This window comes from Pseudomonas sp. R15(2017), from assembly GCF_002112685.1.
GTDB classification, from domain to species: Bacteria; Pseudomonadota; Gammaproteobacteria; order Pseudomonadales; family Pseudomonadaceae; genus Aquipseudomonas; species Aquipseudomonas glycinae.
This window is the reverse complement of sequence record NZ_NEII01000001.1, coordinates 445,088-470,547: the sequence shown is the minus strand read 5'-3', so window position 1 is coordinate 470,547 and position 25,460 is coordinate 445,088. Positions and strand designations below refer to the sequence as shown.

The 25,460-nt window shown below is 61.7% G+C and carries 24 protein-coding genes; 6 read left to right on the top strand and 18 right to left on the bottom strand.

Annotated features, from left to right (window positions below):
- Positions 1 to 15: 15 nt before the first annotated feature.
- The 4 genes from CAF77_RS02210 to CAF77_RS02195 all read right to left on the bottom strand — a co-directional run bounded on the left by CAF77_RS02210 (position 16) and on the right by CAF77_RS02195 (position 6,229).
- Positions 16 to 1,740: a putative 2-aminoethylphosphonate ABC transporter permease subunit gene (locus CAF77_RS02210; protein WP_064380034.1), complete on the bottom strand. Its 1,725-nt coding sequence runs from the start codon at positions 1,738 to 1,740 to the stop codon at positions 16 to 18.
- Positions 1,740 to 2,816, bottom strand: a complete 1,077-nt coding sequence (locus CAF77_RS02205) for a putative 2-aminoethylphosphonate ABC transporter ATP-binding protein (RefSeq protein WP_064380032.1) — start codon at positions 2,814 to 2,816, stop codon at positions 1,740 to 1,742. Before CAF77_RS02205 ends, CAF77_RS02210 begins: the two co-directional genes overlap by 1 nt.
- Positions 2,817 to 3,040: 224 nt before the next feature.
- Positions 3,041 to 3,904 carry a LysR family transcriptional regulator gene (locus CAF77_RS02200; RefSeq protein WP_064380031.1) on the bottom strand — a complete coding sequence of 288 codons (864 nt, stop codon included), beginning with the start codon at positions 3,902 to 3,904 and terminating at the stop codon, positions 3,041 to 3,043.
- 15 nt (positions 3,905 to 3,919) lie between these two features.
- Entirely contained in the window at positions 3,920 to 6,229 is a 2,310-nt protein-coding gene (locus tag CAF77_RS02195) for a heavy metal translocating P-type ATPase (RefSeq protein WP_064380029.1), read from the bottom strand.
- Positions 6,230 to 6,312: 83 nt separating this feature from the next.
- Here CAF77_RS02195 and cadR point away from each other — a divergent pair, with 83 nt between their 5' ends.
- Positions 6,313 to 6,762: a Cd(II)/Pb(II)-responsive transcriptional regulator gene (gene cadR, locus CAF77_RS02190; RefSeq protein WP_011336419.1), complete on the top strand. Its 450-nt coding sequence runs from the start codon at positions 6,313 to 6,315 to the stop codon at positions 6,760 to 6,762.
- A gap of 119 nt (positions 6,763 to 6,881) precedes the next feature.
- Here cadR and CAF77_RS02185 read toward each other — a convergent pair whose 3' ends face one another.
- The 3 genes from CAF77_RS02185 to CAF77_RS02175 form a co-directional block, all read right to left on the bottom strand.
- Positions 6,882 to 7,853, bottom strand: a complete 972-nt coding sequence (locus CAF77_RS02185) for a thymidylate synthase (protein ID WP_064380027.1) — start codon at positions 7,851 to 7,853, stop codon at positions 6,882 to 6,884.
- A 50-nt stretch (positions 7,854 to 7,903) separates the two neighbouring features.
- Positions 7,904 to 8,719 (bottom strand): prolipoprotein diacylglyceryl transferase, encoded by an 816-nt coding sequence (gene lgt / locus CAF77_RS02180; RefSeq protein WP_039767887.1) that lies wholly within the window; start codon positions 8,717 to 8,719, stop codon positions 7,904 to 7,906.
- Between the two features lie 96 nt (positions 8,720 to 8,815).
- Positions 8,816 to 9,598 (bottom strand): sulfite exporter TauE/SafE family protein, encoded by a 783-nt coding sequence (locus CAF77_RS02175; protein ID WP_064380026.1) that lies wholly within the window; start codon positions 9,596 to 9,598, stop codon positions 8,816 to 8,818.
- Between the two features lie 131 nt (positions 9,599 to 9,729).
- On the opposite strand from CAF77_RS02175, the gene CAF77_RS02170 reads away from it, so the two are divergent.
- Complete coding sequence (locus tag CAF77_RS02170) at positions 9,730 to 10,476, top strand: NRDE family protein (RefSeq protein WP_064380024.1); 747 nt, start codon at positions 9,730 to 9,732, stop codon at positions 10,474 to 10,476.
- A 124-nt stretch (positions 10,477 to 10,600) separates the two neighbouring features.
- Here the strand turns inward: CAF77_RS02170 and ptsP are convergent, their stop codons facing one another.
- The gene (gene ptsP / locus CAF77_RS02165; RefSeq protein WP_064380023.1) at positions 10,601 to 12,880 is read right to left on the bottom strand and encodes a phosphoenolpyruvate--protein phosphotransferase; all 2,280 of its coding nucleotides are present in this window, start codon (positions 12,878 to 12,880) and stop codon (positions 10,601 to 10,603) included.
- 22 nt (positions 12,881 to 12,902) lie between these two features.
- Entirely contained in the window at positions 12,903 to 13,382 is a 480-nt protein-coding gene (locus CAF77_RS02160; protein ID WP_003229203.1) for an RNA pyrophosphohydrolase, read from the bottom strand.
- Between the two features lie 143 nt (positions 13,383 to 13,525).
- On the opposite strand from CAF77_RS02160, the gene CAF77_RS02155 reads away from it, so the two are divergent.
- Positions 13,526 to 14,182 carry an HAD family phosphatase gene (locus CAF77_RS02155; RefSeq protein ID WP_007953472.1) on the top strand — a complete coding sequence of 219 codons (657 nt, stop codon included), beginning with the start codon at positions 13,526 to 13,528 and terminating at the stop codon, positions 14,180 to 14,182.
- 134 nt (positions 14,183 to 14,316) lie between these two features.
- On the opposite strand, the gene CAF77_RS02150 is transcribed toward CAF77_RS02155, so the two are convergent.
- Together CAF77_RS02150 and ilvA are read right to left on the bottom strand one after the other, a co-directional pair.
- Complete coding sequence (locus CAF77_RS02150; protein WP_064380020.1) at positions 14,317 to 14,742, bottom strand: DUF2269 family protein; 426 nt, start codon at positions 14,740 to 14,742, stop codon at positions 14,317 to 14,319.
- A gap of 39 nt (positions 14,743 to 14,781) precedes the next feature.
- Positions 14,782 to 16,296 (bottom strand): threonine ammonia-lyase, biosynthetic, encoded by a 1,515-nt coding sequence (ilvA, locus tag CAF77_RS02145; RefSeq protein ID WP_011336426.1) that lies wholly within the window; start codon positions 16,294 to 16,296, stop codon positions 14,782 to 14,784.
- 146 nt (positions 16,297 to 16,442) lie between these two features.
- Here ilvA and rpiA point away from each other — a divergent pair, with 146 nt between their 5' ends.
- The gene (gene rpiA, locus CAF77_RS02140; RefSeq protein ID WP_007953476.1) at positions 16,443 to 17,117 is read left to right on the top strand and encodes a ribose-5-phosphate isomerase RpiA; all 675 of its coding nucleotides are present in this window, start codon (positions 16,443 to 16,445) and stop codon (positions 17,115 to 17,117) included.
- A 147-nt stretch (positions 17,118 to 17,264) separates the two neighbouring features.
- Here rpiA and CAF77_RS02135 read toward each other — a convergent pair whose 3' ends face one another.
- The 4 genes from CAF77_RS02135 to CAF77_RS02120 form a co-directional block, all read right to left on the bottom strand.
- Positions 17,265 to 18,182 carry an SdiA-regulated domain-containing protein gene (locus CAF77_RS02135; protein WP_064380018.1) on the bottom strand — a complete coding sequence of 306 codons (918 nt, stop codon included), beginning with the start codon at positions 18,180 to 18,182 and terminating at the stop codon, positions 17,265 to 17,267.
- Positions 18,183 to 18,300: 118 nt separating this feature from the next.
- Complete coding sequence (locus tag CAF77_RS02130; protein WP_085653977.1) at positions 18,301 to 19,224, bottom strand: SdiA-regulated domain-containing protein; 924 nt, start codon at positions 19,222 to 19,224, stop codon at positions 18,301 to 18,303.
- A 264-nt stretch (positions 19,225 to 19,488) separates the two neighbouring features.
- The gene (locus CAF77_RS02125) at positions 19,489 to 20,154 is read right to left on the bottom strand and encodes a fumarylacetoacetate hydrolase family protein (protein ID WP_085653976.1); all 666 of its coding nucleotides are present in this window, start codon (positions 20,152 to 20,154) and stop codon (positions 19,489 to 19,491) included.
- A 40-nt stretch (positions 20,155 to 20,194) separates the two neighbouring features.
- Positions 20,195 to 21,589 carry an FAD-binding oxidoreductase gene (locus tag CAF77_RS02120; protein ID WP_064380014.1) on the bottom strand — a complete coding sequence of 465 codons (1,395 nt, stop codon included), beginning with the start codon at positions 21,587 to 21,589 and terminating at the stop codon, positions 20,195 to 20,197.
- A gap of 204 nt (positions 21,590 to 21,793) precedes the next feature.
- On the opposite strand from CAF77_RS02120, the gene serA reads away from it, so the two are divergent.
- Entirely contained in the window at positions 21,794 to 23,023 is a 1,230-nt protein-coding gene (serA, locus tag CAF77_RS02115; RefSeq protein WP_007953487.1) for a phosphoglycerate dehydrogenase, read from the top strand.
- A 62-nt stretch (positions 23,024 to 23,085) separates the two neighbouring features.
- On the opposite strand, the gene CAF77_RS02110 is transcribed toward serA, so the two are convergent.
- Positions 23,086 to 23,511 (bottom strand): DUF4399 domain-containing protein, encoded by a 426-nt coding sequence (locus CAF77_RS02110; protein ID WP_007953489.1) that lies wholly within the window; start codon positions 23,509 to 23,511, stop codon positions 23,086 to 23,088.
- A gap of 132 nt (positions 23,512 to 23,643) precedes the next feature.
- Between CAF77_RS02110 and CAF77_RS02105 the strand changes: the two genes are divergently transcribed.
- A complete protein-coding gene (locus CAF77_RS02105; RefSeq protein ID WP_064380012.1) occupies positions 23,644 to 24,222 on the top strand; it encodes a transporter substrate-binding domain-containing protein in 579 nt (192 codons plus the stop codon).
- Between the two features lie 11 nt (positions 24,223 to 24,233).
- Here the strand turns inward: CAF77_RS02105 and CAF77_RS02100 are convergent, their stop codons facing one another.
- Positions 24,234 to 24,719 carry a DUF523 domain-containing protein gene (locus tag CAF77_RS02100; RefSeq protein WP_064380010.1) on the bottom strand — a complete coding sequence of 162 codons (486 nt, stop codon included), beginning with the start codon at positions 24,717 to 24,719 and terminating at the stop codon, positions 24,234 to 24,236.
- Between the two features lies 1 nt (position 24,720).
- The gene (locus CAF77_RS02095) at positions 24,721 to 25,353 is read right to left on the bottom strand and encodes a 2OG-Fe(II) oxygenase (RefSeq protein ID WP_064380008.1); all 633 of its coding nucleotides are present in this window, start codon (positions 25,351 to 25,353) and stop codon (positions 24,721 to 24,723) included.
- Between the last annotated feature and the right edge of the window lie 107 nt (positions 25,354 to 25,460).

Sequence of the window (25,460 nt, the reverse complement as noted above, 5' to 3'; positions counted from 1 at the left end):
TTGAACGGGATGGAATCAGTGGCCCGGCGCCGTTTGCCGCCAGGCCTGGGAACGGCGCAGCAAGCCGCGCGAAGCCCACGCCAGCAGCAAGGACACGCCCGCCGAGGTGAACAGAATCAGGGTCGACATCGCCGCCGCGCCGCCAACGTTGCCGGCGTCGTCCATGTTCAGCACCGCCACCGCCGCGAGGATGGTGTCGGGGCTGTAGAGGAAGATCGCGGCGGACACGGTGGTCATGGCCGATACGAACAGGTAGCGCACGATGTCCAGCAGCGCCGGCAGGCAGATCGGCACGGTGACCCGCAGGTAATGCCGGTACAGCGGTGTTTTCAGCGACAGCGCGGCGGCTTCGAACTCGGCATCGAGCTGACGCAGCGCGGTGGTGGCGGTCATCTGCGCGGTGGTCAAATAGTGAGCAATGGTGCAGACGATCAGCAGGGTCATGGTCCCGTACAGCACGTGCAGCGGGTTGCCGGTCAGGTTGAAAAAGAAGACGTAACCCAGACCCAACACCAGGCCCGGCACCGCCATCGGTACGAAACTGAGCATGCGCAGTGTCAGATTCAGTCCGCGCTGGCTGCGGGTCTTTTCCATCAGGTAGGCGCCGGTGAAGATCAGCACACTGCCGATCAACGCCGTGCCCAGCGCCATCTTCAAACTGTTGCCGTAGGCCAGCCAGCCACCGCCGGCGGTCTCGTTGAACTGGTAGTGGTTGAGCGACAGCGACAGGTTGTACGGCCAGAACTTCACCAGCGACGAGAACACCGCCATGCCGAACACCAGCAGCAACGCGGCGCTGATCAGCAGGACCACGCTGAGATAAAAGGCATCGCGCTTCCTCGATGGCGCCGGTTTGAACACCTGGGCGCGGCCGCTCATGGCGTCGCCGTGACGCCGACGCAGCCAGGCATCGACGCCGAAGCTGAACAGCGCCGGCAGCAGCAGAACCATGCCGATCAACGCGCCGCGACCAAATTGCTGCTGACCGACCACTGCTTTGTAGGCTTCCAGCGCCAGCACTTGATAGTCGCCACCGACCACCACCGGTACACCGAAATCGGTGATGGTCAGGGTGAACACCAGACAGAACGCGGCGAACACGGCCTGACGGGTCGCGGGCCAGGTGATGCTGCGAAAGGCCTTTGCCGGACTGGCACCCATGCTCGACGCAGCGTCGAACAATCGCGCGTCCGCCAGCGACAGGGCTGACAGCAAAATCATCAAGGCGTGTGGGAAGGTGTAGATCACCTCACCCAGAACAATGCCCCAGAAACCGTAGATGTTGTCCGCCAGCAGCCCGCGCAACATCCCCTGATTGCCGAACAGATAGACCAGCGCAATCCCCGGCAGCATCGACGGCGCCATCAGCGGCAGCAGGGAGATCCCGCGCCAGATGCCTTTTGCCGGAATCAACGTGCGCTGCAAGGCGTAGGCAAACAGGTAGGCCAGCGGTACGACGATGGCCGCGACGCTGAGGGAAACCTTCAGGCTGTTGCCGAGCAGCCAGTGGAAATTGTCGCTGCTCACCAGTTCCTTGGCGGCGAGCCAGCCACCGCCCTGCCCGGCTTCGCTGCTGAAGCCGCGCCAGAAGATCGCCAGCAATGGCAACAGCACCGCCACACCGAGCAACACCAGCAGCAGGAGTTTGCCGCCGAGGACGAAGATCCGGTCGCCGACCTCGGCCCCGGACACCTGCCGCGCCTGCTTGTGCGGGAGCGGCAGTGCGAGGTTGCTGTTCATCAGGCAAACACCTGCAGGCTGCGTGGCGGCAAGGCGACCATGATCTGCTGGGCGCCGAGGCGCGGCATGGCTTCCGGTGCCAGTTCAGCGAGCAAGGCGTGACCGGGCAATTGATCGAGTTCGAAGCTCATGCGGCAGCGGTTGCCGAGGAAGGTGATCTCGCGGACCTTGGCCGGGAACAGGTTTTCCTCATGCACCAACGGATTGACGTTGATCGCCTCCGGGCGGCAGAACAAGCGGCCCGACGGGCTGTGGACGCTGCCGTCGGCCAGGCGCAGGTTCATCCCACCGACCTTGGCGTGGCTGTCGCTGCTGCGCTGGAATGGCAACCAGTTGCCCTGGCCGACGAACTCGGCCACGAACGGCGTGGCCGGGCGGTTGTAGATGTCCTGCGGGGTGGCGTACTGCTCGACCTTGCCGTTGTTCATCACGGCGATGCGGTCGGCCATCAACATGGCTTCGTCCTGATTGTGGGTGACCATCAGGGTGGTGATGCCGAGGTTGCGTTGCAGTTGACGCAGCTCGGTGCACAGATGCTCGCGAACCCGGGCATCGAGGGCCGACATCGGTTCGTCGAGCAGCAACAGCGACGGCGCGGGGGCCAGGGCGCGGGCCAACGCCACCCGTTGCTGCTGGCCGCCGGATAACTGGCCCGGGTACTTTTTCTCACTGCCGGTGAGGCCGACCAGTTCCAGCATCTGACCGACGCGACGGCGCACTTCATCGCGACCGCTGCCGGCGAGGCCGTAGGCAATGTTCGCTTCGACGGTCAGATTGGGGAACAGCGCGTAGGACTGGAACAGAATGCCGTAGTCCCGAGCCTGGGGCGCGAGGTGGGAAACGTCGCGCTCGCCGAGATACAACTCGCCGCTGTCCTGTTTCTCCAGGCCGGCGATGCAACGCAACAATGTTGTCTTGCCACAGCCCGACGGGCCGAGCAGACACACCAGCTCACCGGCCGCGACATCGAGGGAGACGTTATCCAGCGCCGTGAAAGCGCCGAAACGCTTCTGCACGCCGCGCACTTTCATCGGCGCGCCGGGATTGGTCAGGGCAGTTGCGATTGCAGGGTTCATGGACAGGCCTCATCAAGCAGATGAGACGAATCCTAGAGTTGTAATGCGTCGGTCATGTGGCAGTGAGGCAAAAACGACCGATAGTGGTATTCAGGATTTTTGGTTCACCACAGATCGTTCCCACGCTCTGCGTGGGAATGCCTCAACGGACGCTCCGCGTTCGGCTCTGGAAGGGACGCGGAGCGTCCCGGGCTGCATTCCCACGCAGAGCGTGGGAACGATCACTAAGCCGGGGACATTTCCTGCGCCAGTCCGAGAAACGCCGCCGGCAACCGGGCGTTCTTGCGTTCCTTGAGGCAGTAAAGGTATTCGGGGATCTGCGGCGCATTTTCGAGCGTCAGCACCCGCAACTGCGGATCGTGCGGCACTTCCTGGCGGGCGATGATGCTGATGCCGATGTTGCGCAGCACCGCTTCGCGGATCGATTCGCGGCTGCCGATTTCCAGCAACGGGCCAAAACTGACCCCGGCACTGGCCAGCAACTCTTCGGTGAGCCGTCGAGTGGTTGACCCCGGTTCGCGCATCAGCAAGGTATGTCCGGCCAGCGCGCTCAGCGTCACATGGTCGTGCGCCGCCAGCGGATGATTGCGATGCACCGCCAGCACCAGCGGGTCGCTGCCGAGCACACGGCGGATCAGCCGGGCATCGTCGAGCAATTGCGACGACGCCGCGACATCCACCCGGTAATCCTCCAGCGCTTCGAGCACGTGTTGCGAGTTGCCGATTTCCACCGACACCTCCACCTGCGGCAGACGCTCGCGGAAGGTCTTCACCAGATCGAGGATGTAATACGGCGCGGTGGCGGCGATGCGCAGCGTGCCCTGCACCTGGCCGCTGTTGCGCAGGAAGAACTCGATATCGGCTTCCTGCTGCAACAAGGCTTTGACCATCGGCAACAGCCGCGCGCCTTCGTCGCTGACACTCAGGCGCCGGCCGCCCCGGTAGAACAGCTCTACCGAATACTGGCTTTCCAGATTGCGGATCTGGGTGGTCACGGTCGGTTGACTGAGGCCGAGCTTTTTCGCCGCCAGCGTGATGCTGCCCAGGCGGGCCACCATGTAAAACGCTTTCAGCTCGGCACTCAGCACAACCGTCCCTCGTCTCTATTTGCGCAACAGGCGCAAACCGTTGAACACCACCAGCAGGCTTACGCCCATGTCGGCAAACACCGCCATCCACATGGTGGCGAGCCCGGCGAAGGTTACCCCAAGAAAGATCGCTTTGATCACCAGCGCCAGCGCGATGTTCTGTTTCAAGATAGTGGCGGTATCGCGCGACAGGCTGATGAAGGCCGGTATCTTGCGCAGATCGTCGTCCATCAGGGCGACATCGGCGGTTTCGATGGCCGTATCGGTGCCGGCCGCCGCCATCGCAAAACCGATCTCCGCCCGAGCCAGTGCCGGTGCATCGTTGATACCGTCGCCGACCATGCCGACCCGACGGCCCTGCGCGTAAAGGTCTTCGATGGCTTGCAGTTTGTCGGTCGGCAGCAGGTCGCCCTTGGCCTGATCGATGCCGACCTGCGCCGCAATCGCCTGCGCGGTGTGGACGTTGTCGCCGGTCAGCATCAGGGTTTTCACGCCCAGGTCGTGCAGTTGGCGGATCGCCTCGCGGCTGGTTTCCTTGACCGTGTCGGCCACGGCGAACAGCGCCAGCGGGCCGGAGCTGTCGAGCAGCAACACCACGGACTTGCCTTGTTTCTCCAGCGCGAACAGCTGTTCTTCCAGTTGCGGCGAGCACAGGCCCAGTTCTTCCACCAGTCTGTGGTTACCCAGGTGGTAGACCTGACCGTTGACCTCGCCTTTTACCCCGCGGCCGGCCAGCGCTTCGAAGTTATCCACAACCCGCGCCGCCAAACCTTTATCCACAGCAGCGTTGGCGATGGCCAGCGACACCGGGTGATCGGAGCGCCCGGCCAGCGCGGCGGCAATTGCCGGGGCCGTGGCGTCGGCGGTCGGGTCGAGGGACAGGTAATCGGTCTGCACCGGTTTGCCGTGGGTGAGGGTGCCGGTCTTGTCGAGGGCCAGATAGTCGAGTTTGAAACCGCCCTCCAGGTACACGCCGCCCTTGACCAGAATGCCTTTGCGCGCCGCAGCCGCGAGGCCACTGACAATGGTCACCGGGGTGGAAATCACCAGCGCACACGGGCAAGCGACCACCAGCAGCACCAGCGCACGGTAGATCCAGTCGAACCACGCGCCCCCCATGAACAGCGGCGGGATGATCGCCACGGCCAGCGCCAGGACGAAGACCACCGGGGTGTAGATTTTCGAGAATTGATCGACGAAGCGCTGGGTCGGCGCTCGCGCGCCTTGCGCCTGCTCCACGGCGTGGATGATTCGCGCCAGAGTGGAATTGTTCGCCGCGGCGGTCACCGCATATTCCAGCGAACCGGCCTGATTGATGGTGCCGGCGAACACTTTGTCGCCGACGGTTTTTTCCACCGGCAGGCTTTCGCCAGTGATCGGCGCCTGATCGATGGTCGAACTGCCGCTGACGACTTCTCCGTCCAGCGCGATACGCTCACCGGGTTTCACCCGCACGCGGGCGCCGAGATCGATGCTTTTCACATCCAGTTCGACCCAGTTGCCGTCCGCCTGCAACACAGTGGCCTGCTCCGGCGTCATTTGCATCAAACCGCTGATGGCGTTGCGTGCGCGATCCAGCGAGCGCGCTTCGATCAGCTCGGCCACGGTGAACAGGAACATCACCATCGCCGCTTCCGGCCATTGGCCGATCAATAAGGCGCCGGTCACGGCGATACTCATCAGGGCGTTGATGTTGAGGTTGCGGTTCTTCAGGGCGATCCAGCCCTTCTTGTAGGTGGTGAGGCCGCCGCTGAGGATCGAGATCAGCGCGATGATCGCCACCACCCAGGTCGGGGCGGCGCTGGTGAAGTGGATTACTTCGGCAGCGAGCGCACCAACGCCGGACAGTGCCAGTGGCCACCAGTGTTTTTTCACCGGCGCTGCAACCGGCGATTCAACGCCTGCTTCCAGCGGCTCGGCCTGCATGCCGAGGGATTTGATCGCGTCGATGATCGGCGCGGTGTCCGGCAAATTGTGGGTCACGCCGAGCACGCGGTTGATCAGGTTGAATTCCAGCTGCTGGATCCCGGCCAGTTTGCCGAGCTTGTTCTGGATCAGGGTCTGTTCGGTCGGGCAGTCCATCGCTTCGATGCGGAAGCTGCTCAGCCGGGCGTCGGCGCTTTTTGCCTCGCTCAGTTGAACAAGCGAAGGTGCGGCGACTTTCGACGAACAGCACGAGTCTTCACTCGAATGAGCCGGCGCAGGCGCAACGGTTTTCGACCCGCAGCAGGAATCGCCGCCGTGGGCATGTTTATGCACAGGCTGCAGTTTGTGACTGTGATCGTGCCCGTCGCCGGGCTTGTGGGTGTGCAGGGAATCGCTCATTGGTCGCGTCCATGAAGGTGCCTGTTGCCAAGTAAAGACCCTGTAGCCACTATAGGGTCAAGCACCCTTTGGAGATTGCCGTCATGAAGATCGGAGAACTGGCGAAACAGACCGATTGCGCCGTGGAAACCATCCGCTACTACGAGCGCGAAAACCTGCTGCCGGAGCCGGCCCGCAGCGACGGCAACTACCGCGTCTACACCCAGGCCCACGCCGAACGCCTGACCTTCATCCGCAACTGCCGCACCCTCGACATGACCCTTGAAGAAATCCGCAGCCTGCTCGCCTTGCGCGACAGCCCGCAGGATCAATGTGAAAGCGTGAATGCGCTGATCGACGAGCACATCCAGCACGTCAAGGCGCGAATCGATGGGTTACTGGCGTTGCAGACGCAACTGCTCGAGCTGCGCCAGCGCTGTGGCGAAGGGCCGGAGGCGGATCAGTGCGGGATCCTGCAGCGGCTGGAAGTCAGTGGCGGAGTTGTGGCAACCGAAGTCGAACATTCCCATGTGGGCAGAAGCCACGGCCACTAACGATTGACGCTCGTTCCCATGCTCCGCGTGGGAATGCCGCCATGGACGCTCCGCGTCCAAAGTGACGCGGAGCGTCACGGGATTCATTCCCACGCAGAGCGTGGGAACGATCCTGCCGACTAGACCGCCATCGGCGCGGTCATCGGCGCATGGTGCTCGTAGCCTTCCAGGGAGAAGTCGCTCGGCTCCACCAGCTCCAGCCATTCCGGCTGATAAACACCGGTCTTGGCAAACTCCGGCACGCGGTCCGAAATCTTCAGCTTCGGCATGGCGAACGGCTCGCGCTTGAGCTGTTCGTTGAGCATGTCCAGGTGGTTCTCGTAGACGTGTGCATCACCGATGAAATAGGTGAACCAGCGCGGCGTGTAGCCGGTCAGGCGACCGATCAGGCTTAGCAGCGCGGCGCCTTCGGTGAGGTTGAACGGCGTGCCCAGGCCCAGGTCGTTGGAGCGGATGTAGAGGGTCAGAGAAATCTCTTTGGTCTCGACATTCGGGTGGAACTGGTACAGCAGATGGCACGGCGGCAAGGCCATTTCATCGAGCTGGGCGCAGTTCCAGCCGTGGAACAGGATGCGCCGGCTGCCCGGGTCCTTGATGATCGTGTCGACGCACTGGCGCACCTGATCGATGGCCTTGTACAGCACCACGTAGGCCTGGCCGTCTTCTTCGCCCTGAGCAATCTGCTTGTAGCCGTTGCTCAGGGTTTGTTCGATGGCGGCGGTGTTGCTCAACGGGATCTGCTTGTACGCCGGCCATTTGCGCCATTGCACGCCGTAGATTTCGCCGAGGTCGTCTTCGCCCTGACGGAACGGATTGGCCAGCCACTGGGCGTTTTCGTTGGCGTTCTGATCCCAGACCTTGCAGCCCAGCGCACGGAATTCGGCGGCGCTGTTCACGCCACGCAGAAAGCCGCACATCTCGCCGATGGCCGATTTGAAGGCCATCTTGCGGGTGGTGATCGCCGGGAAACCTTCCTGCAGATCGAAGCGCAGCATCGCGCCCGGAAAGCTGATGGTGTTCACGCCGGTACGGTTGGCCTGTTTGGTGCCGTTGTTGATGACGTGCGACACCAGATCGAGATATTGCTTCATGAGTTACCTGTGTCCTTGAGCCCCGGCAGACGTCGCCGGGGTTCGAATATTTAAGCTGTCGGTGCAACCGGCGCCGCCGGGGCGCGGTGGTAGGCCAGCCAGATCAGGAACAGCCCGCCGATGATCATCGGTACACAGAGTACCTGACCCATGGTCAGCCAGTTCCAGGCCAGATAGCCCAGTTGCGCGTCCGGCACGCGGACGAATTCGACGATGAAACGGAAGATGCCATAGAACAGCGCGAACATGCCCGAAACCGCCATGGTCGGCCGCGGCTTGCGCGAGAACAGCCAGAGGATCAGGAACAGCGCCACGCCTTCCAGCGCGAACTGATACAGCTGCGACGGGTGACGCGGCAGTTGCGCCGGGTCGCTGAACGGCGGGAATACCATGGCCCACGGCACGTCGGTGGCCTTGCCCCACAGCTCGGCGTTGATGAAGTTGCCGATGCGTCCGGCGCCCAGACCGATCGGCACCATCGGCGCCACGAAGTCCATCAGCTGGAAGAACGACTTGCCGTTACGCTTGCCGAACCACAGCGCGGCCAGCATCACGCCGATGAAACCGCCGTGGAACGACATGCCGCCCTTCCACACTTCAAAAATCAGTGTCGGGTTGGCGAGGTAAGCGCTCAGGTCGTAGAACAGCACATAGCCCAGACGCCCGCCGACAATCACACCCATCGACAGCCAGAACACCAGGTCGGACAGCTTTTCCTTGGTCCAGGTCGGGTCGAAACGGTTGAGCCGGCGCGATGCCAGCAGCCACGCGCCGCCGATGCCGACCAGGTACATCAGGCCGTACCAGTGGATTTTCAGCGGACCGATGGCCAGGGCCACCGGATCGATCTGCGGGTAAGGCAGCATTGCGACTCCTCGTTAGCATTCAAATCTTCAAAAATTCCCGGGCGACGCTGTCACCTCAGGATTAAGCCAGGATTGCGACCTGCCAAAACCGACGGCTCAGAACAGAAAGCTCAGGCCCACGCAAAACAGCAAAGCCGCGAACAGCCGTTTCAGCAACTTCGGCGACAGCCTGTGCGCCAGCCGCGCGCCGAGACGGGCGAACACCATGCTGGTCAGCGCAATGCCGAGCAGTGCCGGCAAATACACAAAACCGAGACTATGGGCCGGCAGCAACGGATCATGCCAGCCCAGAATCATGAAACTTATTGCACTGGCCACAGCAATCGGCAGACCGCAGGCCGACGAGGTCGCCACCGCCTGCTGCATCGGCACGCTGCGCCATGTCAGGAACGGCACGGTCAGCGAGCCGCCGCCAATCCCGAAAATCGCCGATGCCCAGCCGATCACACTGCCGGCCACGGTCAGACCGAGTTTACCCGGCACCGTTCGGCTGGCCTTGGGCTTGACGTCCAGCGCCAGCTGCGCCGCGATCACCAGGGCGAACACACCGATGATCTTTTGCAGGTTGGGTCCGGAGATCGCTTCGGCGGTCAATGCACCGAAACCGGCGCCGAGCAGAATGCCAACGGTCATCCACTTGAAGATCGGCCAGCGCACCGCGCCGCGTCGATGATGCTCGCGCACGGCATTGACCGAGGTAAAGATGATCGTCGCCAGGGACGTGCCGACCGCCAGATGGGTCAGGATCGACGGATCGAAGCCCTGCAAGGTGAAACTGAACACCAGCACCGGGACGATGATGATCCCGCCGCCCACCCCGAACAGCCCGGCCAGTACGCCCGCACAGGCGCCCAGCGCCAGATAGAGCAGAAATTCCATGACTGCCTCCCAAGGCGCGTCCCCAAAACCGGAGCGGCATGGTAACGGATGGATACCCTTCGGCTCCACTGGCGATGGATGCACGGACGATGTCTGCGTAGAGTGGGCAAAAAACACACAAGGACCACCTTATGTGCCTGATTGTTTTCGCTTGGCGGCCGGGGCATGCCCAGCCGCTGATCGTCGCGGCCAACCGTGACGAATTCTACGCCCGGCCCAGCCTGCCGCTGGCGCAATGGCCCGAGTCGCCGCAGGTTCATGCCGGACGGGACCTTGAGGCGGGGGGAACCTGGCTCGGACTGGGTGCCAACGGTCGTTTCGCGGCGCTGACCAACATTCGCGATCCGCATCAGCCGCCGGCTCGACGTTCTCGGGGCGAGCTGGTGGCGGGATTTCTGACCGAAAACCTGTCGATCGATGACTATTTGTCCGACGTTGTCGCCCGTTCGCCGGACTATGCCGGCTTCAACCTGCTTCTGGGCAATGCCAACGAGCTGTGGCACTTCAATGCGCGGTCTTCGGAACCGGTGATGTTGCAGCCCGGCGTCTATGGTCTGTCCAACGCCGGGCTGGATACACCGTGGCCGAAACTGCTCAAGGCCAAAGCGGCATTGAGTGCCGTGCTGGATGATCCGCAGCCCGAGCGGTTGTTGGCTTTATTGAGCGATGCGCAAACGGCACCGTTTGCCGATCTGCCGGACACCGGCGTGGGGCTGGCGACCGAGTCGTTGTTGTCGAGTGTGTTTATTGCCAGCCAGAGTTACGGGACGCGGGCGAGTACGGCGTTGATCGTGCAGGCTGATGGGACGCGGCGGATGGTGGAGCGCAGTTTCGGGCCGTATGGCGGGCACTTGGGGGAAGTGGAAATTCTGATTTAGGCGTTGCTATACGGACGCCATCGCTGGCAAGCCAGCTCCCACAGGATGCTCGGTGGACACATATTTTGTGAACACTGGAGGAAACTGTGGGAGCTGGCTTGCCAGCGATGAGGCCCTCAGAATTTCAGAGGGATTTGACCGCCGCCGGATTGACCATCTTCGCCAACCCAAGATTCTTCAACGCCAGTTGCAGCGAGCTGTGGATCACCTGCGGGTTGTCGATGGTCATCAGTTCCGCCAGCAGATCCCTGGCCTTGCTCAGGTTGATCTGACGCAGCATCCACTTCACCTTCGGCAGGTTGGTGGCGTTCATCGACAGGCTGTCGAAGCCCATCGCCATCAACAGCACCGCTGCCGCCGGGTCACCGGCCATCTCGCCGCAGATGCTCACCGGCTTGCCTTCGGCATGGGCGTCGCGCACCACGGTTTGCAGGGCTTGCAGCACCGCCGGGTGCAGGTAGTCGTAGAGATCGGCCACCCGTGGGTTGTTGCGGTCCACCGCCAGCAGGTACTGGGTCAGGTCGTTGGAGCCGACCGACAGGAAGTCCACCATCCGCGCCAGTTCCCGGGTCTGGTAAACCGCCGCCGGAATTTCGATCATCACGCCCACCGGCGGCATCGGCACGTCGGTGCCTTCGTCGCGCACTTCACCCCAGGCCCGGTGGATCAGGTGCAGCGCCTCTTCGAGCTCGTGGATGCCGGAGATCATCGGCAGCAGGATCCGCAGGTTGTTCAGGCCTTCGCTGGCCTTGAGCATCGCGCGGGTCTGCACCAGGAAGATTTCCGGGTGGTCGAGGGTGACGCGGATCCCGCGCCAGCCGAGGAACGGGTTGTCTTCCTTGATCGGGAAGTACGACAGCGACTTGTCGCCGCCAATGTCCAGGCTGCGCATGGTCACCGGTTGCGGGTGGAACGCGGCGAGCTGCTCGCGGTAGATCGCCAGTTGTTCCTTCTCGCTCGGGAAGCGCTGGTTGATCATGAAAGGCACTTCGGTGCGGTACAGACCGACACCTTCGGCGCCGCGCTTCTGCGCCCGCGCCACGTCCGCCAGCAGGCCGGTGTTGACCCACAGCGGCATGCGGTGGCCATCAAGGGTCACGCACGGCAGGTCGCGCAGGGTATCGAGACCCAGCGCCAGTTGCTTCTCTTCCTCCACCACCTCGGTGAACTGCTTGCGCAGCACTTCGCTGGGGTTGGTGTAGACCTCACCCTTGGTGCCATCGACGATCATGTCGATGCCGTCAACCTTGGCGTATGGCAGGTCGACCAGGCCCATCACCGTCGGGATACCCATGGCCCGGGCGAGGATCGCAACGTGGGAGTTGCCCGAGCCCAGTACCGAGACCAGACCGACCAGCGTGCCTTCCGGCACCTCGCCGAGCATCGCCGGCGTCAGTTCTTCGCTGACCAGAATGGTTTTTTCCGGGTAGACCAGGTTTTGCTGGCGCTCCTCCTGCAGATAGGCGAGCAGCCGGCGGCCGAGGTCCTTGACGTCCGACGCCCGCTCACGCAAGTACTCGTCGTCCATCAAATCGAAGCGATTGACGTGATCGGTCACGACCTGGCGCAGCGCGCCCTGGGCCCATTGACCGGTCTTGATCACGTTGGTGATTTCGCTGCCCAGCGAGGCATCGTCGAGCATCATCAGATAGACGTCGAACAGCGCGCGCTCTTCCGGACGCAGCTGGGTCGCCAGTTTGGCCGACAACGCACGCATGTCGGCGCGCACGCCTTCGATGGCGGTCTTGAACAGCGCCAGCTCCGCGTCGATGTCGGTGATGGTTTTGTCCGGCACCACGTCCAGATCCGCCGGTGGCAACATGACCACCGCGGTACCGACCGCCGCACCCGGTGAACCCGGCACGCCGACGAACTTGGCTTCCTGAATGCCCTTGCCCTGACGGCCCAGACCACGGATGGAACCTGTGGCCTCGGCGTGAGCGATTACGCCCGCGAGCTGCGCGCTCATGGTCACGAGGAAGGCTTCTTCACCCTCATCGAACTGGCGGCGTTCTTTCTGCTGGATGACCAACACGCCGACGACGCGGCGGTGGTGAATGATCGGCGCCCCGAGGAACGAGGCGTAGCGCTCCTCGCCGGTCTCGGCGAAGTAGCGGTAGCGCGGGTGATCCGCGGCGTTTTCGAGGTTCAGGGGTTCTTCACGCGTGCCGACCAGGCCGACCAGACCTTCGTTGGGTGCCATGCTGACCTTGCCGATCGAGCGCTTGTTCAAGCCCTCGGTGGCCATCAGCACGAAGCGGTTGGTCTCTGGATCAAGCAGGTAGACCGAGCAGACCTGGCTGCCCATGGCCTCTTTGACGCGCAACACAATAATCCCCAACGCCGCCTTGAGATCCTTGGCGGAGTTAACTTCCTGGACGATCTTGCGCAGCGTATTGAGCATGGCTCGGGGTCGAACTCCGTCGTCAGTCGCGCGCTAAAAGGCGCGGGGCAAGCTCTTTGAGAGCGCGGCGATACACTTCGCGCTTGAATGTCACCACCTGGCCCAACGGATACCAATAACTGACCCAGCGCCAGCCATCGAACTCCGGTTTACCGGTCAAATCCATCCGCACCCGCTGCTCGTTGGAGATCAGGCGCAGGAGAAACCACTTCTGTTTCTGGCCGATGCACAGCGGTTGGCTGTGGGTTCGCACCAGACGTTGCGGCAAACGATAGCGCAACCAGCCCCGGGTACAGGCGAGAATTTCAACATCTTCGCGTTCCAGGCCAACTTCTTCGTTCAGCTCGCGGTACAAGGCGTCTTCGGGCGTCTCCTCGGGGTTGATTCCCCCTTGTGGAAACTGCCAGGCATCTTGATTGATACGGCGAGCCCATAGCACCTGGCCGGCGTCATTCGTCAGAATGATCCCGACATTAGGGCGGAAACCATCGGGGTCGATCACGGCAACAACCTCGCAAACGCATGTCGCCGCATTGTTCCACAAAGGTTGTGAAGGCGGCAACGAGGCTTCCTACCTTATGTGCACTCTTGTGAAAAGACCGTATTCTGGTCACCTTTTTACTGACTTTTCAGCGGGTAACTGCAATGCGCCTGGCTTTATTCGATTTGGACAACACCCTTCTGGGCGGCGACAGCGATCACGCCTGGGGTGACTATCTGTGCGAGCGCGGCTTCCTCGACCCGATCGCCTACAAGACACGCAACGACGAGTTCTACCAGGATTACCTGGCCGGCAAACTGGATAACGCGGCCTACCTGAACTTCTGCCTGGAAATCCTCGGCCGCACCGAGATGGCCGTGCTTGAGCAATGGCACAACGATTACATGCGCGACTGCATCGAGCCGATCGTTCTGCCCAAGGCGCTTGAGCTGCTGAAAAAGCACCGTGATGCCGGCGACAAACTGGTGATCATCACTGCCACCAACCGCTTCGTCACCGCACCGATCGCCGTGCGCCTGGGCGTCGAAACCCTGATCGCCACCGAGTGCGAAATGCAGGACGGCCGCTACACCGGACGCAGCACCGACGTGCCGTGCTTTCGCGAAGGCAAGGTGACGCGCCTGAACCGCTGGCTGGAGGAAACCGGGCATTCGCTGGAAGGCAGCTATTTCTACAGCGACTCGATGAATGACCTGCCACTGCTGGAGCAGGTGGCGAATCCTGTGGCGGTCGATCCGGATCCGAACCTGCGGGCCGAAGCCGAGAAACGTGGCTGGCCGGTAATCAGTCTGCGCGACTGATGACGTCATCGCTGGCAAGTCGAATCGTCGCACCGCAGCTCCCACAAGTTCTCAAGCGCTCACAAAGTCTGTGTTCACTGAAGATCCCTGTGGGAGCTGGCTTGCCAGCGATTGGGTCGACTCGGTGTGAAGCCTTAAACCGGCTTGGCGCCCATCAACCCGGCAATCGCGATAAAGCAGACCAACCCGAACAACGCCAGCCCCAGACTGAACCGGCCCACGCCGCCCGGCGTCTTGCGCAACCGGTTCAAGCGCACCAGCAGCCAGAACCACGCCAGCGCCGCCACGGTGTAGAGCACGCTCGAGGCCAGAATCCACGTCTGCCCCAGCGGCCAGCCCACCAGATGCACCATCCACCAGCCAGTGAACGGCATGCTCACCAGCGCCAACACGATCAACAGCCAGACAAACAGCCATGGCCGCTGCAACGTACGGCTGCCCGCCGTCGTATCACCGTTGCGCCGTGCGCGCCAGACCCGGATTCCCAAGCCCAGCGCACCGAGCAACAGCACCGCAGTCGCCAGCATGTGCGCCGCTTTCAGGGCGGTTAACGTTTCCATGATCCGATTTCCTTATGGCCTGCCCATCAGCGTAGCCGTTCAGCCAAGAAACAGCTGATAGGCCGGGTTGTCGCTTTCGTCCCAGTACGGGTAGCCGATTTCCTCAAGGGCTGCGGGCACCAGATGACGTTCGTCGTGGGGCACTTGCAGGCCCGCCACTACTCGTCCGTCTGCTGCGCCGTGGTTGCGGTAGTGGAACATCGAGATGTTCCAGCGACCGCCGAGCTTGTTGAGGAAGTTGAACAGCGCGCCCGGACGCTCCGGGAACTCGAAGCGCAGCACCACTTCATCGACCACATGCGCGGCGCGACCGCCGACCATGTGGCGGATGTGCAGTTTGGCCAGTTCGTTGTCGGTCAGGTCGAGTACCGGGAAACCCTGCTCGGTCAGGCTCGCCAGCAGCGCACTGCGCGGATCGTTGTCCGGATGAGTCTGCACGCCGACGAAGATGTGCGCTTCGCTGCCATTGTTGTAGCGGTAGTTGAATTCGGTGATCTGGCGCTTGCCGATGGCCTCGCAGAAGGCCTTGAAGCTGCCGGCCTTCTCCGGAATGGTCACAGCGATGATCGCTTCGCGGCCTTCACCCAGCTCGGCGCGCTCGGCGACGTGGCGCAAGCGGTCAAAGTTGACGTTGGCCCCGGAGTCGATGGCCACGAAGGTCTGGCCGCTGACGCCGCGCTGCTCGACATACTTCTTGATACCGGCCACGCCGAGGGCGCCGGCCGGTTCGGTGATCGAACGGGTGTCGTCGTAGATGTCCTTGATCGCCGCGCAGATCTCGTCAGTGCTGACGGTGATCACTTCGTCGACGTAATCCTTGCAGATGTCGAAGGTGTGCTGGCCGATCTGCGCCACCGCCACGCCGTCGGCGAAGATGCCTACAGTCGGCAGCACCACTCGTTCGCCTGCCGCCATCGCCGCTTGCAGGCAGTTGGAGTCGTCGGGCTCGACGCCGATGACCTTGATGTCCGGACGCAGGTATTTCACGTAGGCCGCGATGCCGGCGATCAGACCGCCGCCACCGACCGGAACGAAAATCGCGTCCAGCGGCTGCGGATGCTGACGCAGAATTTCCATCGCCACGGTGCCCTGCCCGGCAATGGTGTGCGGATCGTCGTACGGGTGGATGTAGACGTAGCCTTTTTCATCGACCAGTTTCAGCGAATAGGCCAGCGCTTCCGGGAACGAATCGCCGTGCAGCACCACCTTGCCGCCACGGGAGCGCACGCCTTCGACCTTGATCTCCGGGGTGGTCTTGGGCATCACGATGGTGGCTTTCACGCCCAGCACTTTCGCCGCCAGGGCCAGGCCCTGGGCGTGGTTGCCCGCCGACGCGGTGACCACGCCACGGGCGCGCTCTTCATCGCTCAACTGGGTCAGCTTGTTGTAGGCGCCGCGAATCTTGAACGAGAACACCGGCTGCAAGTCTTCGCGCTTGAGCCAGATGTCGTTGCCCAGCCGCTCGGAGAGCTGGCGGGCGTTCTGCAGCGGGGTTTCTACGGCAACGTCATAAACGCGCGAGGTGAGGATCTTCTTGACGTACTGTTCGAGCATCGGAAAGCATCACTGGCGGTTGGGCGGGACCAGCGAGTCTAACCCGCCTTTTGGGCGCACGACCACACGAATCCAGAGGTTTTAGCCCGGCTTGAGGCTATAATGCCGGCCTTTCCGTTCTTACCTTGCCCGCTTCCGGAGCCCGCATGACCCAGGATCAACTCAAACAGGCCGTGGCCCAGGCCGCCGTCGACTTCATCCTTCCGAAACTCGACGACAAGAGCATCGTCGGCGTCGGCACCGGCTCCACCGCCAACTGCTTCATCGACGCCCTCGCCCAGCACAAGGGCGCGTTCGATGGCGCGGTCGCGAGCTCCGAAGCCACCGCTGCGCGCCTCAAGGGCCACGGGATTCCGGTGTATGAGCTGAACACCGTGAGCAACCTGGAGTTCTACGTCGACGGCGCCGATGAAAGCGACGAACACCTGAACCTGATCAAGGGCGGCGGCGCAGCCCTGACCCGCGAGAAGATCGTCGCGGCCGTGGCCCAGACCTTCATCTGCATCGCTGACGCCAGCAAACTGGTGCCAGTGCTGGGCGCGTTCCCGCTGCCGGTGGAAGTGATCCCGATGGCCCGCAGCCACGTGGCTCGCCAGCTGGTGAAGCTGGGCGGCGACCCGGTCTACCGCGAAGGCGTGCTGACCGACAACGGCAACATCATCCTCGACGTGCACAACCTGCAGATCACCAACCCGGTGGAGCTGGAAGCACAGATCAATGCGATCGTCGGCGTGGTCACCAACGGTCTGTTCGCGGCGCGTCCGGCGGATCTGTTATTGCTGGGTACTTCCGAAGGTGTGAAAACACTGAAGGCCGAGTAAGCCGAAACTGCTCACATTTTTTGTGGGCAGATGAAAAACCTGTGGGAGCTGGCTTGCCAGCGATAGCGGTGTGTCATTCGACTTGTTTGGCGACTGATCCTCCCTCGTCGCGAGCAAGCTCGCTCCCACAGTGTTTTGTGGTGCGAATTAGTTTTGCGCAGGCTTTCTGAAGACGTAGAACAGATTCGGCTCGCTCACCAGATACAACGTCCCGTCATCATCCATCGCGATACCTTCCGCCTGCGGCACGGTTTTCTTCAGGCCCTGCCGGCCACCGTTCAACGACATGGTGCTCAACGGGCGCCCGTCCACATCCAGCTCCAAAATCAGCCTTGACTCATCGGACAGCGCCAGCAAATGGCCGCTGCGCTCGTCGTATTGCAGGCTCGACAGATCGCGCACGAACATCCCGGCATCGCGCTTGGGATTGTTGATCACGTGCACTGCGTAGGACTTTTCCGGATTGAAGTGCGGGAAACCGTGCACTTCATAAATCAGCATCGGATCCCGCTCCTTGGCCACGAACAGGCGTTTGCCCACCGAGTCGTAAGCCAGGCCTTCAAAGCCCTTGTTGCCGCTCATGTGCACACCGAGGGTCATTTGCTCGGCATCCGCTGCATCAAGGAACGTGGTGTCGTGCTCCAGGCGAATCTTGATCAGCCGCTGCTGGCGCTCGTCGGTGATCACGTAGGTGTCGGCACTGATGAACTCCACCGCCTCCGGATCGCCAAAGCCGATCAAGGCGACACGGCGCAGGATCGTGCCGTCCAGCGACAGCTCGATCAGTTCGGCATTCTTGTTGGTTACGGTGAACAGGCTTTTGCGCACCGGATCGTAAGTCAGCGCCGAGACATCGTCGTCCAGCCCGTCGATGACCTTCGCTTCGATCTCCACCCGATACTGATCCAGCCCGATCGCCTCGCTGCTCATCGGTTGCCAGAGCGCATGCAGGTTGAACCAGGCACGCTCGAACAGACGCATGTATTGGCCGATCGCAATCAGCGCGATCAGGGCAATCACCGACAGGATGATGAATAGAGGCTTGGGACGGGCAAGTCGACGCATTCGGGGCAGGCTCGGTATCAAAACAGGCGGATGAAATATCACGCCTGTCTGAACTGAAGCTTAATGGCCACTTGCCTCAAGCCACAACTCCACAGATCTGCAATTGCTGTAGGAGTCGTTACTTCTGCTTTTCGAAGCGGTAGAACAGGTTCGGCTCGCTGACCATGTACAGCGTGCCCGAGTCGTCCATGGTCACGCCTTCGGCGCGGGGAATGGTTTTCTTCAAACCGTTGAAACCGCCGAGCAGGGTCATGAAGCTGACTTGTTCGCCCTTCTCGTCCAGCTCCAGCAACAGGTGCGAATCGGCAGACAGCACCAGGGTGTGCCCGGTGCGCGGGTCGATCGCCAGGGCCGACAGGTTGCGAATATCGAGTTCGTCGCTGTCGAGTTTCTGCTTGTCGCCCTTGAGGGTCTGGCTGCCGTCGCTTTTCCAGGTGAACAGCGCGGGTGGACGCTCTTCGCCCAGCAGCAGTTGCTGGTTGCGGGCGTCCCAGGTGATGGCTTCGAAGGCTTTGTTCTGATCCTTGGACGGGCCCAGGTCGTATTTCGGGAAATCATCGCGTTTCAGTTCGCGGGTCTCGGCATCGACCTTGACGATGGAGAGCAGGTGCTCGCGCTCATCGACAATCGCCATCAAGCCGTTCTCCATCACCGTCAGGCCTTCCGGATTGCTCCAGCCCACCAGCGGCATCTTGCGCAACACGTCACCTTGAAGGGTGAGTTCGACCAGAAACGGATTCTTGCCCATCACTGAAAACAGGGTTTTGGTCTGCGGGTTATAGGACAAATCCGAAGCTTCGTCCTTTTCCATGCCCGGCAGCAGCTTGGCGTCGATGACCACCCGGTAGTCCGGGAGCCAGACGCTTTCCTGTTTCTCGGCCGGGCTTTCGAAACGCTCCAGAACCCACAACAGGCCACGGTCATCCCAATGCATGGCAAACGCCAGCCCGTACGCAGCGACGGCTGCCAACAAAAGCCAGGAATACCAGCGCAGGGCGAAGCGTGAACGGCGGGGTGGGTTGAGCTGAGTTTGAGATGACATCGAAGGACGCGTTCCGAAAATTCAGGCTACGGGTAATAGCACAAAGAGGCCGGCTCAGACGCCAGAATGACCGGAATTATCCGGACAAAATGTGAAAAAAACGGCAAATGGCCGGATTGCCTTATGCCTTTGCGAGCGACCACACAAAAACAAATGTGGGAGCCGACCTGCTGGCGATGACGGTGGATCAGTCGAATGAAACATCAACTGACAGTCCGTCATCGCCAGCGGGCTGGCTCCCACAAAGGTATTTCAGTGTTGCCGTCAGCGAACGCTGCTGGTGAAGCGACTGGCGCCCGGCAGCTCCAGCACGATCTCATCGCCAACGTTCAGCGGGCCGACGCCCACCGGCGTACCGGTGAGGATCACGTCACCGGCCTGCAGCGAGAAGCAGCCGGCCATGTGCTGGATCATCGGCACGATCGGGTTGAGCATCGCGCTGCTGTTGCCGTCCTGGCGAACTTCGCCGTTGATGGTCAGGCGGATGCCGATGTCGGTCAGGTCGGCGAAAGTGCTGCTGACCACGAACGGCGCAATCACCGCTGCGCCGTCGAACGACTTGGCGATTTCCCACGGCAGGCCCTTGGACTTGAGCTCGGCCTGCTTGTCGCGCAGGGTCAGGTCCAGCGCCGGGGCGAAACCGGAGATCGCGTCCAGCACTTCTTCACGGCTCGGTTTGGTCGACAGCGGCTTGCCGATCAACACGGCGATTTCCGCCTCGTAATGCACCGAGCCACGCTCGGTCGGAATGCTGAACCCGCCTTCCAGCGGCACCACGCAACTGCCGGGCTTGATGAACAGCAACGGCTCGGTAGGCACCGGGTTGTCCAGCTCCTTGGCGTGTTCGGCGTAGTTACGGCCGATGCACACCACCTTCCCCAGCGGAAAATGAATCCGCGTACCGTCGACATACTGGTGCTGATAGCTCATTACCGACTCCTGCCTTCATTGATTCATCAGGGATTGCCAATCAAACCGCGAAAATCTTGCCCGGGTTCATGATGCCGTTCGGGTCGAACACCGCCTTGACCGCTTTCATGTATTCGATTTCCACCGGCGAGCGGCTGTAGGTCAGGTAGTCGCGCTTGGTCATGCCCACGCCGTGTTCGGCGGAAATCGAACCGTTGTACTTCTCGACGGTTTCGAACACCCACTTGTTGACGGTGGCGCACTTGGCGAAAAACTCGTCCTTGCTCAGGTTGTCCGGCTTGAGGATGTTCAGGTGCAGGTTGCCGTCGCCGATGTGGCCGAACCAGACGATTTCGAAATCCGGGTAATGTTCGCCGACGATCGCATCGATTTCCTGCAAAAATGCAGGGACTTTCGAGACGGTGACCGAGATGTCGTTCTTGTATGGTGTCCAGTGGGAGATGGTTTCGGAGATGTACTCGCGCAGCTTCCACAGATTCTGCAACTGGGTTTCGCTCTGGCTCATCACGCCGTCCAGCACCCAACCCTGCTCCACGCAGTGTTCGAAGGTTTCCAATGCGGTGTTGGCCACTTCTTCGGTGGTCGCCTCGAATTCCAGCAAGGCATAGAACGGGCAGTCGGTTTCGAACGGCGCCGGCACATCGCCACGGCCCATGACCTTGGCCAGGGCCTTGTCGGAGAAGAATTCGAACGCAGTCAGGTCGAGCCGGCCCTGAAAGGCGTGCAGTACCGGCATGATCGAATCGAAATCGGCGGTGCCGAGGACCATTGCGGTCAGGTTTTTCGGCGCACGATCCAGGCGCATGGTGGCCTCGACCACAAAACCCAGGGTGCCTTCGGCGCCGATGAACAGCTGCCGCAGGTCATAACCGGTGGCGTTCTTGATCAGATCCTTGTTGAGTTCCAGCACATCGCCCTTGCCGGTCACGACTTTCATGCCTGCCACCCAATTGCGGGTCATGCCGTAGCGAATGACCTTGATTCCGCCGGCATTGGTGCCGATATTGCCGCCAATCTGACTCGAACCGGCCGAAGCGAAGTCGACCGGGTAGTACAAGTCATGTTCTTCGGCAGCGTTCTGCAATTGCTCGGTGACCACGCCCGGCTGACAGACGGCGGTGCGGTCGGTCAGGTTGATGTCGAGAATCTGATTCATGTAGTCGAACGACACGACCACTTCGCCATTGGCGGCCACGGCCGCGGCGGAAAGCCCGGTGCGCCCGCCCGACGGCACCAGCGCCACTTTATGTTCGTTGGCCCAGCGGACGACGCCCTGCACCTGCTCAATGGTCTTGGGGAACACGATGGCGCTGGGCGCCGGGGCGAAGTGTTTGGTCCAGTCCTTGCCGTAAGCGTTCAGGGAGTCGGCATCGGTCAGGACTTTGCCAGGCTCGACCAGGGTCTTCAGTTCATCAATCAGGGCAGGATTGGTCATCGACGGAACTCTCGAACAATTCATGGTCATCCTGAGAACGCTTCACGTCGCAGGAATGAGTGATTAGCGGGGTGGCTATGCTAGCATACCGACCCCGCAGGCCAGTGCCCAAGGCCGGCTCTGCGGTGACGGCTTTCTTGTCGTCCAGGTCAATGTCTGTTGACCATTTCCTGCCATTTTTCTCCGGGATACAGGTTTACGCAGATGAGCAAGACTTCTCTCGATAAGAGCAAGATCAAGTTCCTTCTTCTCGAAGGCGTCCACCAATCGGCTGTCGACGTCCTCAAGGCGGCGGGCTACACCAGCATCGAATACCTGACAGGCTCCCTGCCGGAAGCCCAGCTCAAGGAAAAGATCGCTGACGCTCACTTCATCGGCATTCGCTCACGCACCCAGCTGACCGAAGAGATCTTCGATCACGCGAAGAAGCTGGTCGCGGTCGGCTGTTTCTGCATCGGCACCAACCAGGTTGACCTGGAAGCGGCCCGCGAGCGCGGCATCGCCGTGTTCAACGCACCGTACTCCAACACCCGCTCCGTGGCCGAGCTGGTGCTGGCCGAAGCGATCCTGCTGCTGCGCGGCATCCCTGAGAAAAACGCTTCCTGCCACCGTGGCGGCTGGATCAAGTCCGCAGCCAACTCCTTCGAGATCCGTGGCAAGAAACTGGGCATCGTCGGCTACGGCTCGATCGGTACTCAGCTGTCGGTCCTGGCTGAAGGTCTGGGCATGCAGGTGTTCTTCTACGACACCGTGACCAAGCTGCCACTGGGCAATGCCACCCAGGTCGGCAACCTGCACGAGCTGCTGGGCATGTCCGACATCGTCACCCTGCACGTTCCGGAAACCGCTGCGACCCAGTGGATGATCGGCGAGAAGGAAATCCGCGCCATCAAGAAGGGCGGCATCCTGATCAACGCTGCACGCGGCACCGTGGTCGAACTGGATCACCTGGCCGCTGCGATCAAGGACAAGCACCTGATCGGCGCCGCCATCGACGTGTTCCCGGTCGAGCCGCGCTCCAACGACGAAGAGTTCGAAAGCCCGCTGCGTGGCCTGGACAACGTGATCCTGACCCCGCACATCGGCGGCTCCACCGCTGAAGCGCAGGCCAACATCGGTCTGGAAGTGGCAGAAAAACTGGTCAAGTACAGCGACAACGGTACTTCGGTATCGTCGGTGAACTTCCCGGAAGTGGCCCTGCCGGCGCACCCTGGCAAGCACCGCCTGCTGCACATCCACGAGAACATCCCGGGTGTGATGAGCGAGATCAACAAGGTCTTCGCCGAAAACGGCATCAACATCTCCGGTCAGTTCCTGCAGACCAACGAGAAGGTCGGCTACGTGGTAATCGACGTCGACGCCGAGTACTCGGAACTGGCGCAAGAGAAGCTGCAACACGTCAACGGCACCATCCGTAGCCGCGTGTTGTTCTGATCAAGCGTTGAGCGACAAAAAAAGGGAGCCTTCGGGCTCCCTTTTTCATTCACGCGAAAACGTCATTCGACGTTGACGGTGATCTTCTTCGACACGATCGGCGGATCGAACGCCATGTGGCCGCTGTCACCCAGCTCCAGCTGCAGGGTGTGCTTGCCCGGCGCGAGTTTGATGTCAGCCTGGGTCTGCGCCTTGCCGAAGTGCATATGGTTGGCGTCGGTTGGCACCACGGAACCGGCCGGGACGATTTCCTTGGCATCGATCAGCAGGTGGTGATGACCAGTGTTCTTGGTGACGTCACCGGCCGGTGCCAGCGCGATGTCCTTTACACCGAACTTGACCGTGAAGGTCTGCGGAACCGTGGCTCCGTCCTCGGGAGAAACGATGAACACTTCGGCGCCCTTCGGTGCCGGTGTGGCCGCACTGGCCAGTACCGAAACACCCATCAGCACACCGGCCAACGCTGCACGTGACATAAAGCTTTTCATTTTCTTCTCCAGTTTTTCCGTAAAATCCGCACGGTCATGACAACTTCATGACCATTCGTTGTCGAAGGCACTCGACAACCATAGCAAAGCGAGCCTGGAAAACAGGCCGATATCGATTTCAAAGGAGTGACCATGCGTTTTCTGCCTGGCCTGATCTGCCTGCTTCCCCTTCTGAGCCCTATGGCTCACGCCGAACTGATTGATGACGTAAACGACCGTGGCGAGTTGCGCATTGCCCTTGAGGCTAATACACCGCCCTTCAATTTCAAGGACGGCGACACGCTCACGGGGTTCGAGGTCGAGCTTGGGCAACTGCTGGCCAACGAACTGGATGTGCGCGCCGACTTCATCGTCACCGACGAGGCCGATCTGCTCCAGGGCGTTGAAAGCGGCAAGTACGACGTCGCGCTCAACCACATAGCACTGACCCCGGAACTCAAGGATCGTTTCGACGTGAGCGAGCCTTACACGCAGGTCAATGCGCAATTGCTGGCGAAGAAGGACGAACAACCCCGGCCGATGGTGCTGGTGCAGACGCTGACGGAAGAGAAACCGAAGATCGGGCCACCGGTTGAACTGGCGATCCCGTTCCAGAAGGGCAATCCGGCGTTTCACGCGAGCCTGGAGAATGCGTTGCAGCGGATCAGGGCGGATGGGCGGCTGGAGGCGTTGTCGAAAAAATGGTTGAGCGTGCAGGCTACGGAAAACTGAAGTGAACGTGACTAGTCGAGCAAGCTGAGGGCCTGTGCGGCTTGCGGCAGTTCGAGTTCGCTGAAGACCTGCACCCCATGGCGCTTGAGCAAGGCTGCCGTGACACCTTCGCCACTCACCTTCACCCCACTGAACGTCCCGTCATAGGTCAACAGATTCCCGCACGACGGGCTGTTGGCTTTGAGCACCGCCACCCGAATCCCGTGCTTTTGCACCAGCGCCAACGCCTGCCGCGCACCGTCGAGAAACTGCGCACTGACGTCTTCGCCCTCGGTGGTGATCACCGAGGCGAGCCCGTCCAGCACATCGCTGCCCTGCCCGCCCGGAATCTCCGCTGCCGCGCGTGGCGTCGGCAAACCACCGGCGACTTCCGGGCACAGCGGCACTACCCGGCCTTCGTTCGTCCACTGCTCCAGCAGATCGAACGGCCCGCTGGCTCCACCGTCATAACGCACGCGGTGGCCCAGCAGGCAACGACTGACCAGAATCCTGTGCATATCAGAACGGCTCGTTGCCACGGCGGCGGAACCAGCCTGTCAGCGACAGCCGCTCGCGGCTGGCTGGCAACACTTCATGAGGCACTTCACCGGAGAGAAACACCACCAGACAACCGCCCGTAGGCTGTACGTCATGAACGCGGTCATTCTCCAGGTACATGCGCAGTTGCCCGCCATCCTCCGGCAGCCAGCCGTCATTGAGGTAGATCACCGCAGAGACCATGCGCCGGTCATCGTCGCGAAAACGGTCGACATGCTTGCGATAGAACGCACCCGGCGGGTACAGGGCAAAATGGCACTCGAAGTCTTCAAGCCCCAGGAACAGGCCCCGGTTGAGCGCCTCGCGCAGGCTGTCCATCAGGTTCAGATAGCGGTCGCTGGCCTCGGCCTGACCGGGGTCGATCCATTGGATATGGTCGCCACGAATCCCCTCGCGGATCTCCGTAAACGGGCCACGTCCGACCCCCGCCGGCGCCAGTTCACCTTCGGCGTCACGTTTGCGGCACTCGGCCGCCAGTGCGCGGGTCAAATCCGCAGGCAGGAAAATGTTCTGCTGCGACCAGCCGCGCTCGGCCAGGTCGTCGACGATACGTAACAGCAGCGGGTGATCAGAGGATATTTGCATGGCGCGCATAGTATGCCTGCGGCAAGAAATCCGACAGAGCCACGCGGCGGCTTGATACGAATTCTCGACAAGTACTGGCACCGCACGGAGAATAGTCGGCTGCCGACAGGAGTCCT

Coding starts and splice junctions, on each gene's coding strand:
- CAF77_RS02135 (WP_064380018.1), bottom strand. CDS start 18,182: ATGCGTCGACTTGCCCGTCCCAAGCCTCTATTCATCATCCTGTCGGTG.
- CAF77_RS02155 (WP_007953472.1), top strand. CDS start 13,526: ATGCGCCTGGCTTTATTCGATTTGGACAACACCCTTCTGGGCGGCGAC.
- CAF77_RS02125 (WP_085653976.1), bottom strand. CDS start 20,154: ATGAGCTATCAGCACCAGTATGTCGACGGTACGCGGATTCATTTTCCG.
- cadR (WP_011336419.1), top strand. CDS start 6,313: ATGAAGATCGGAGAACTGGCGAAACAGACCGATTGCGCCGTGGAAACC.
- serA (WP_007953487.1), top strand. CDS start 21,794: ATGAGCAAGACTTCTCTCGATAAGAGCAAGATCAAGTTCCTTCTTCTC.
- lgt (WP_039767887.1), bottom strand. CDS start 8,719: ATGCTGCCTTACCCGCAGATCGATCCGGTGGCCCTGGCCATCGGTCCG.
- CAF77_RS02095 (WP_064380008.1), bottom strand. CDS start 25,353: ATGCGCGCCATGCAAATATCCTCTGATCACCCGCTGCTGTTACGTATC.
- CAF77_RS02175 (WP_064380026.1), bottom strand. CDS start 9,598: ATGGAATTTCTGCTCTATCTGGCGCTGGGCGCCTGTGCGGGCGTACTG.
- CAF77_RS02105 (WP_064380012.1), top strand. CDS start 23,644: ATGCGTTTTCTGCCTGGCCTGATCTGCCTGCTTCCCCTTCTGAGCCCT.
- CAF77_RS02100 (WP_064380010.1), bottom strand. CDS start 24,719: ATGCACAGGATTCTGGTCAGTCGTTGCCTGCTGGGCCACCGCGTGCGT.
- CAF77_RS02185 (WP_064380027.1), bottom strand. CDS start 7,853: ATGAAGCAATATCTCGATCTGGTGTCGCACGTCATCAACAACGGCACC.
- CAF77_RS02120 (WP_064380014.1), bottom strand. CDS start 21,589: ATGACCAATCCTGCCCTGATTGATGAACTGAAGACCCTGGTCGAGCCT.
- CAF77_RS02150 (WP_064380020.1), bottom strand. CDS start 14,742: ATGGAAACGTTAACCGCCCTGAAAGCGGCGCACATGCTGGCGACTGCG.
- rpiA (WP_007953476.1), top strand. CDS start 16,443: ATGACCCAGGATCAACTCAAACAGGCCGTGGCCCAGGCCGCCGTCGAC.
- CAF77_RS02170 (WP_064380024.1), top strand. CDS start 9,730: ATGTGCCTGATTGTTTTCGCTTGGCGGCCGGGGCATGCCCAGCCGCTG.
- ptsP (WP_064380023.1), bottom strand. CDS start 12,880: ATGCTCAATACGCTGCGCAAGATCGTCCAGGAAGTTAACTCCGCCAAG.
- CAF77_RS02130 (WP_085653977.1), bottom strand. CDS start 19,224: ATGTCATCTCAAACTCAGCTCAACCCACCCCGCCGTTCACGCTTCGCC.
- ilvA (WP_011336426.1), bottom strand. CDS start 16,296: ATGCTCGAACAGTACGTCAAGAAGATCCTCACCTCGCGCGTTTATGAC.
- CAF77_RS02205 (WP_064380032.1), bottom strand. CDS start 2,816: ATGAACCCTGCAATCGCAACTGCCCTGACCAATCCCGGCGCGCCGATG.
- CAF77_RS02210 (WP_064380034.1), bottom strand. CDS start 1,740: ATGAACAGCAACCTCGCACTGCCGCTCCCGCACAAGCAGGCGCGGCAG.
- CAF77_RS02195 (WP_064380029.1), bottom strand. CDS start 6,229: ATGAGCGATTCCCTGCACACCCACAAGCCCGGCGACGGGCACGATCAC.
- CAF77_RS02110 (WP_007953489.1), bottom strand. CDS start 23,511: ATGAAAAGCTTTATGTCACGTGCAGCGTTGGCCGGTGTGCTGATGGGT.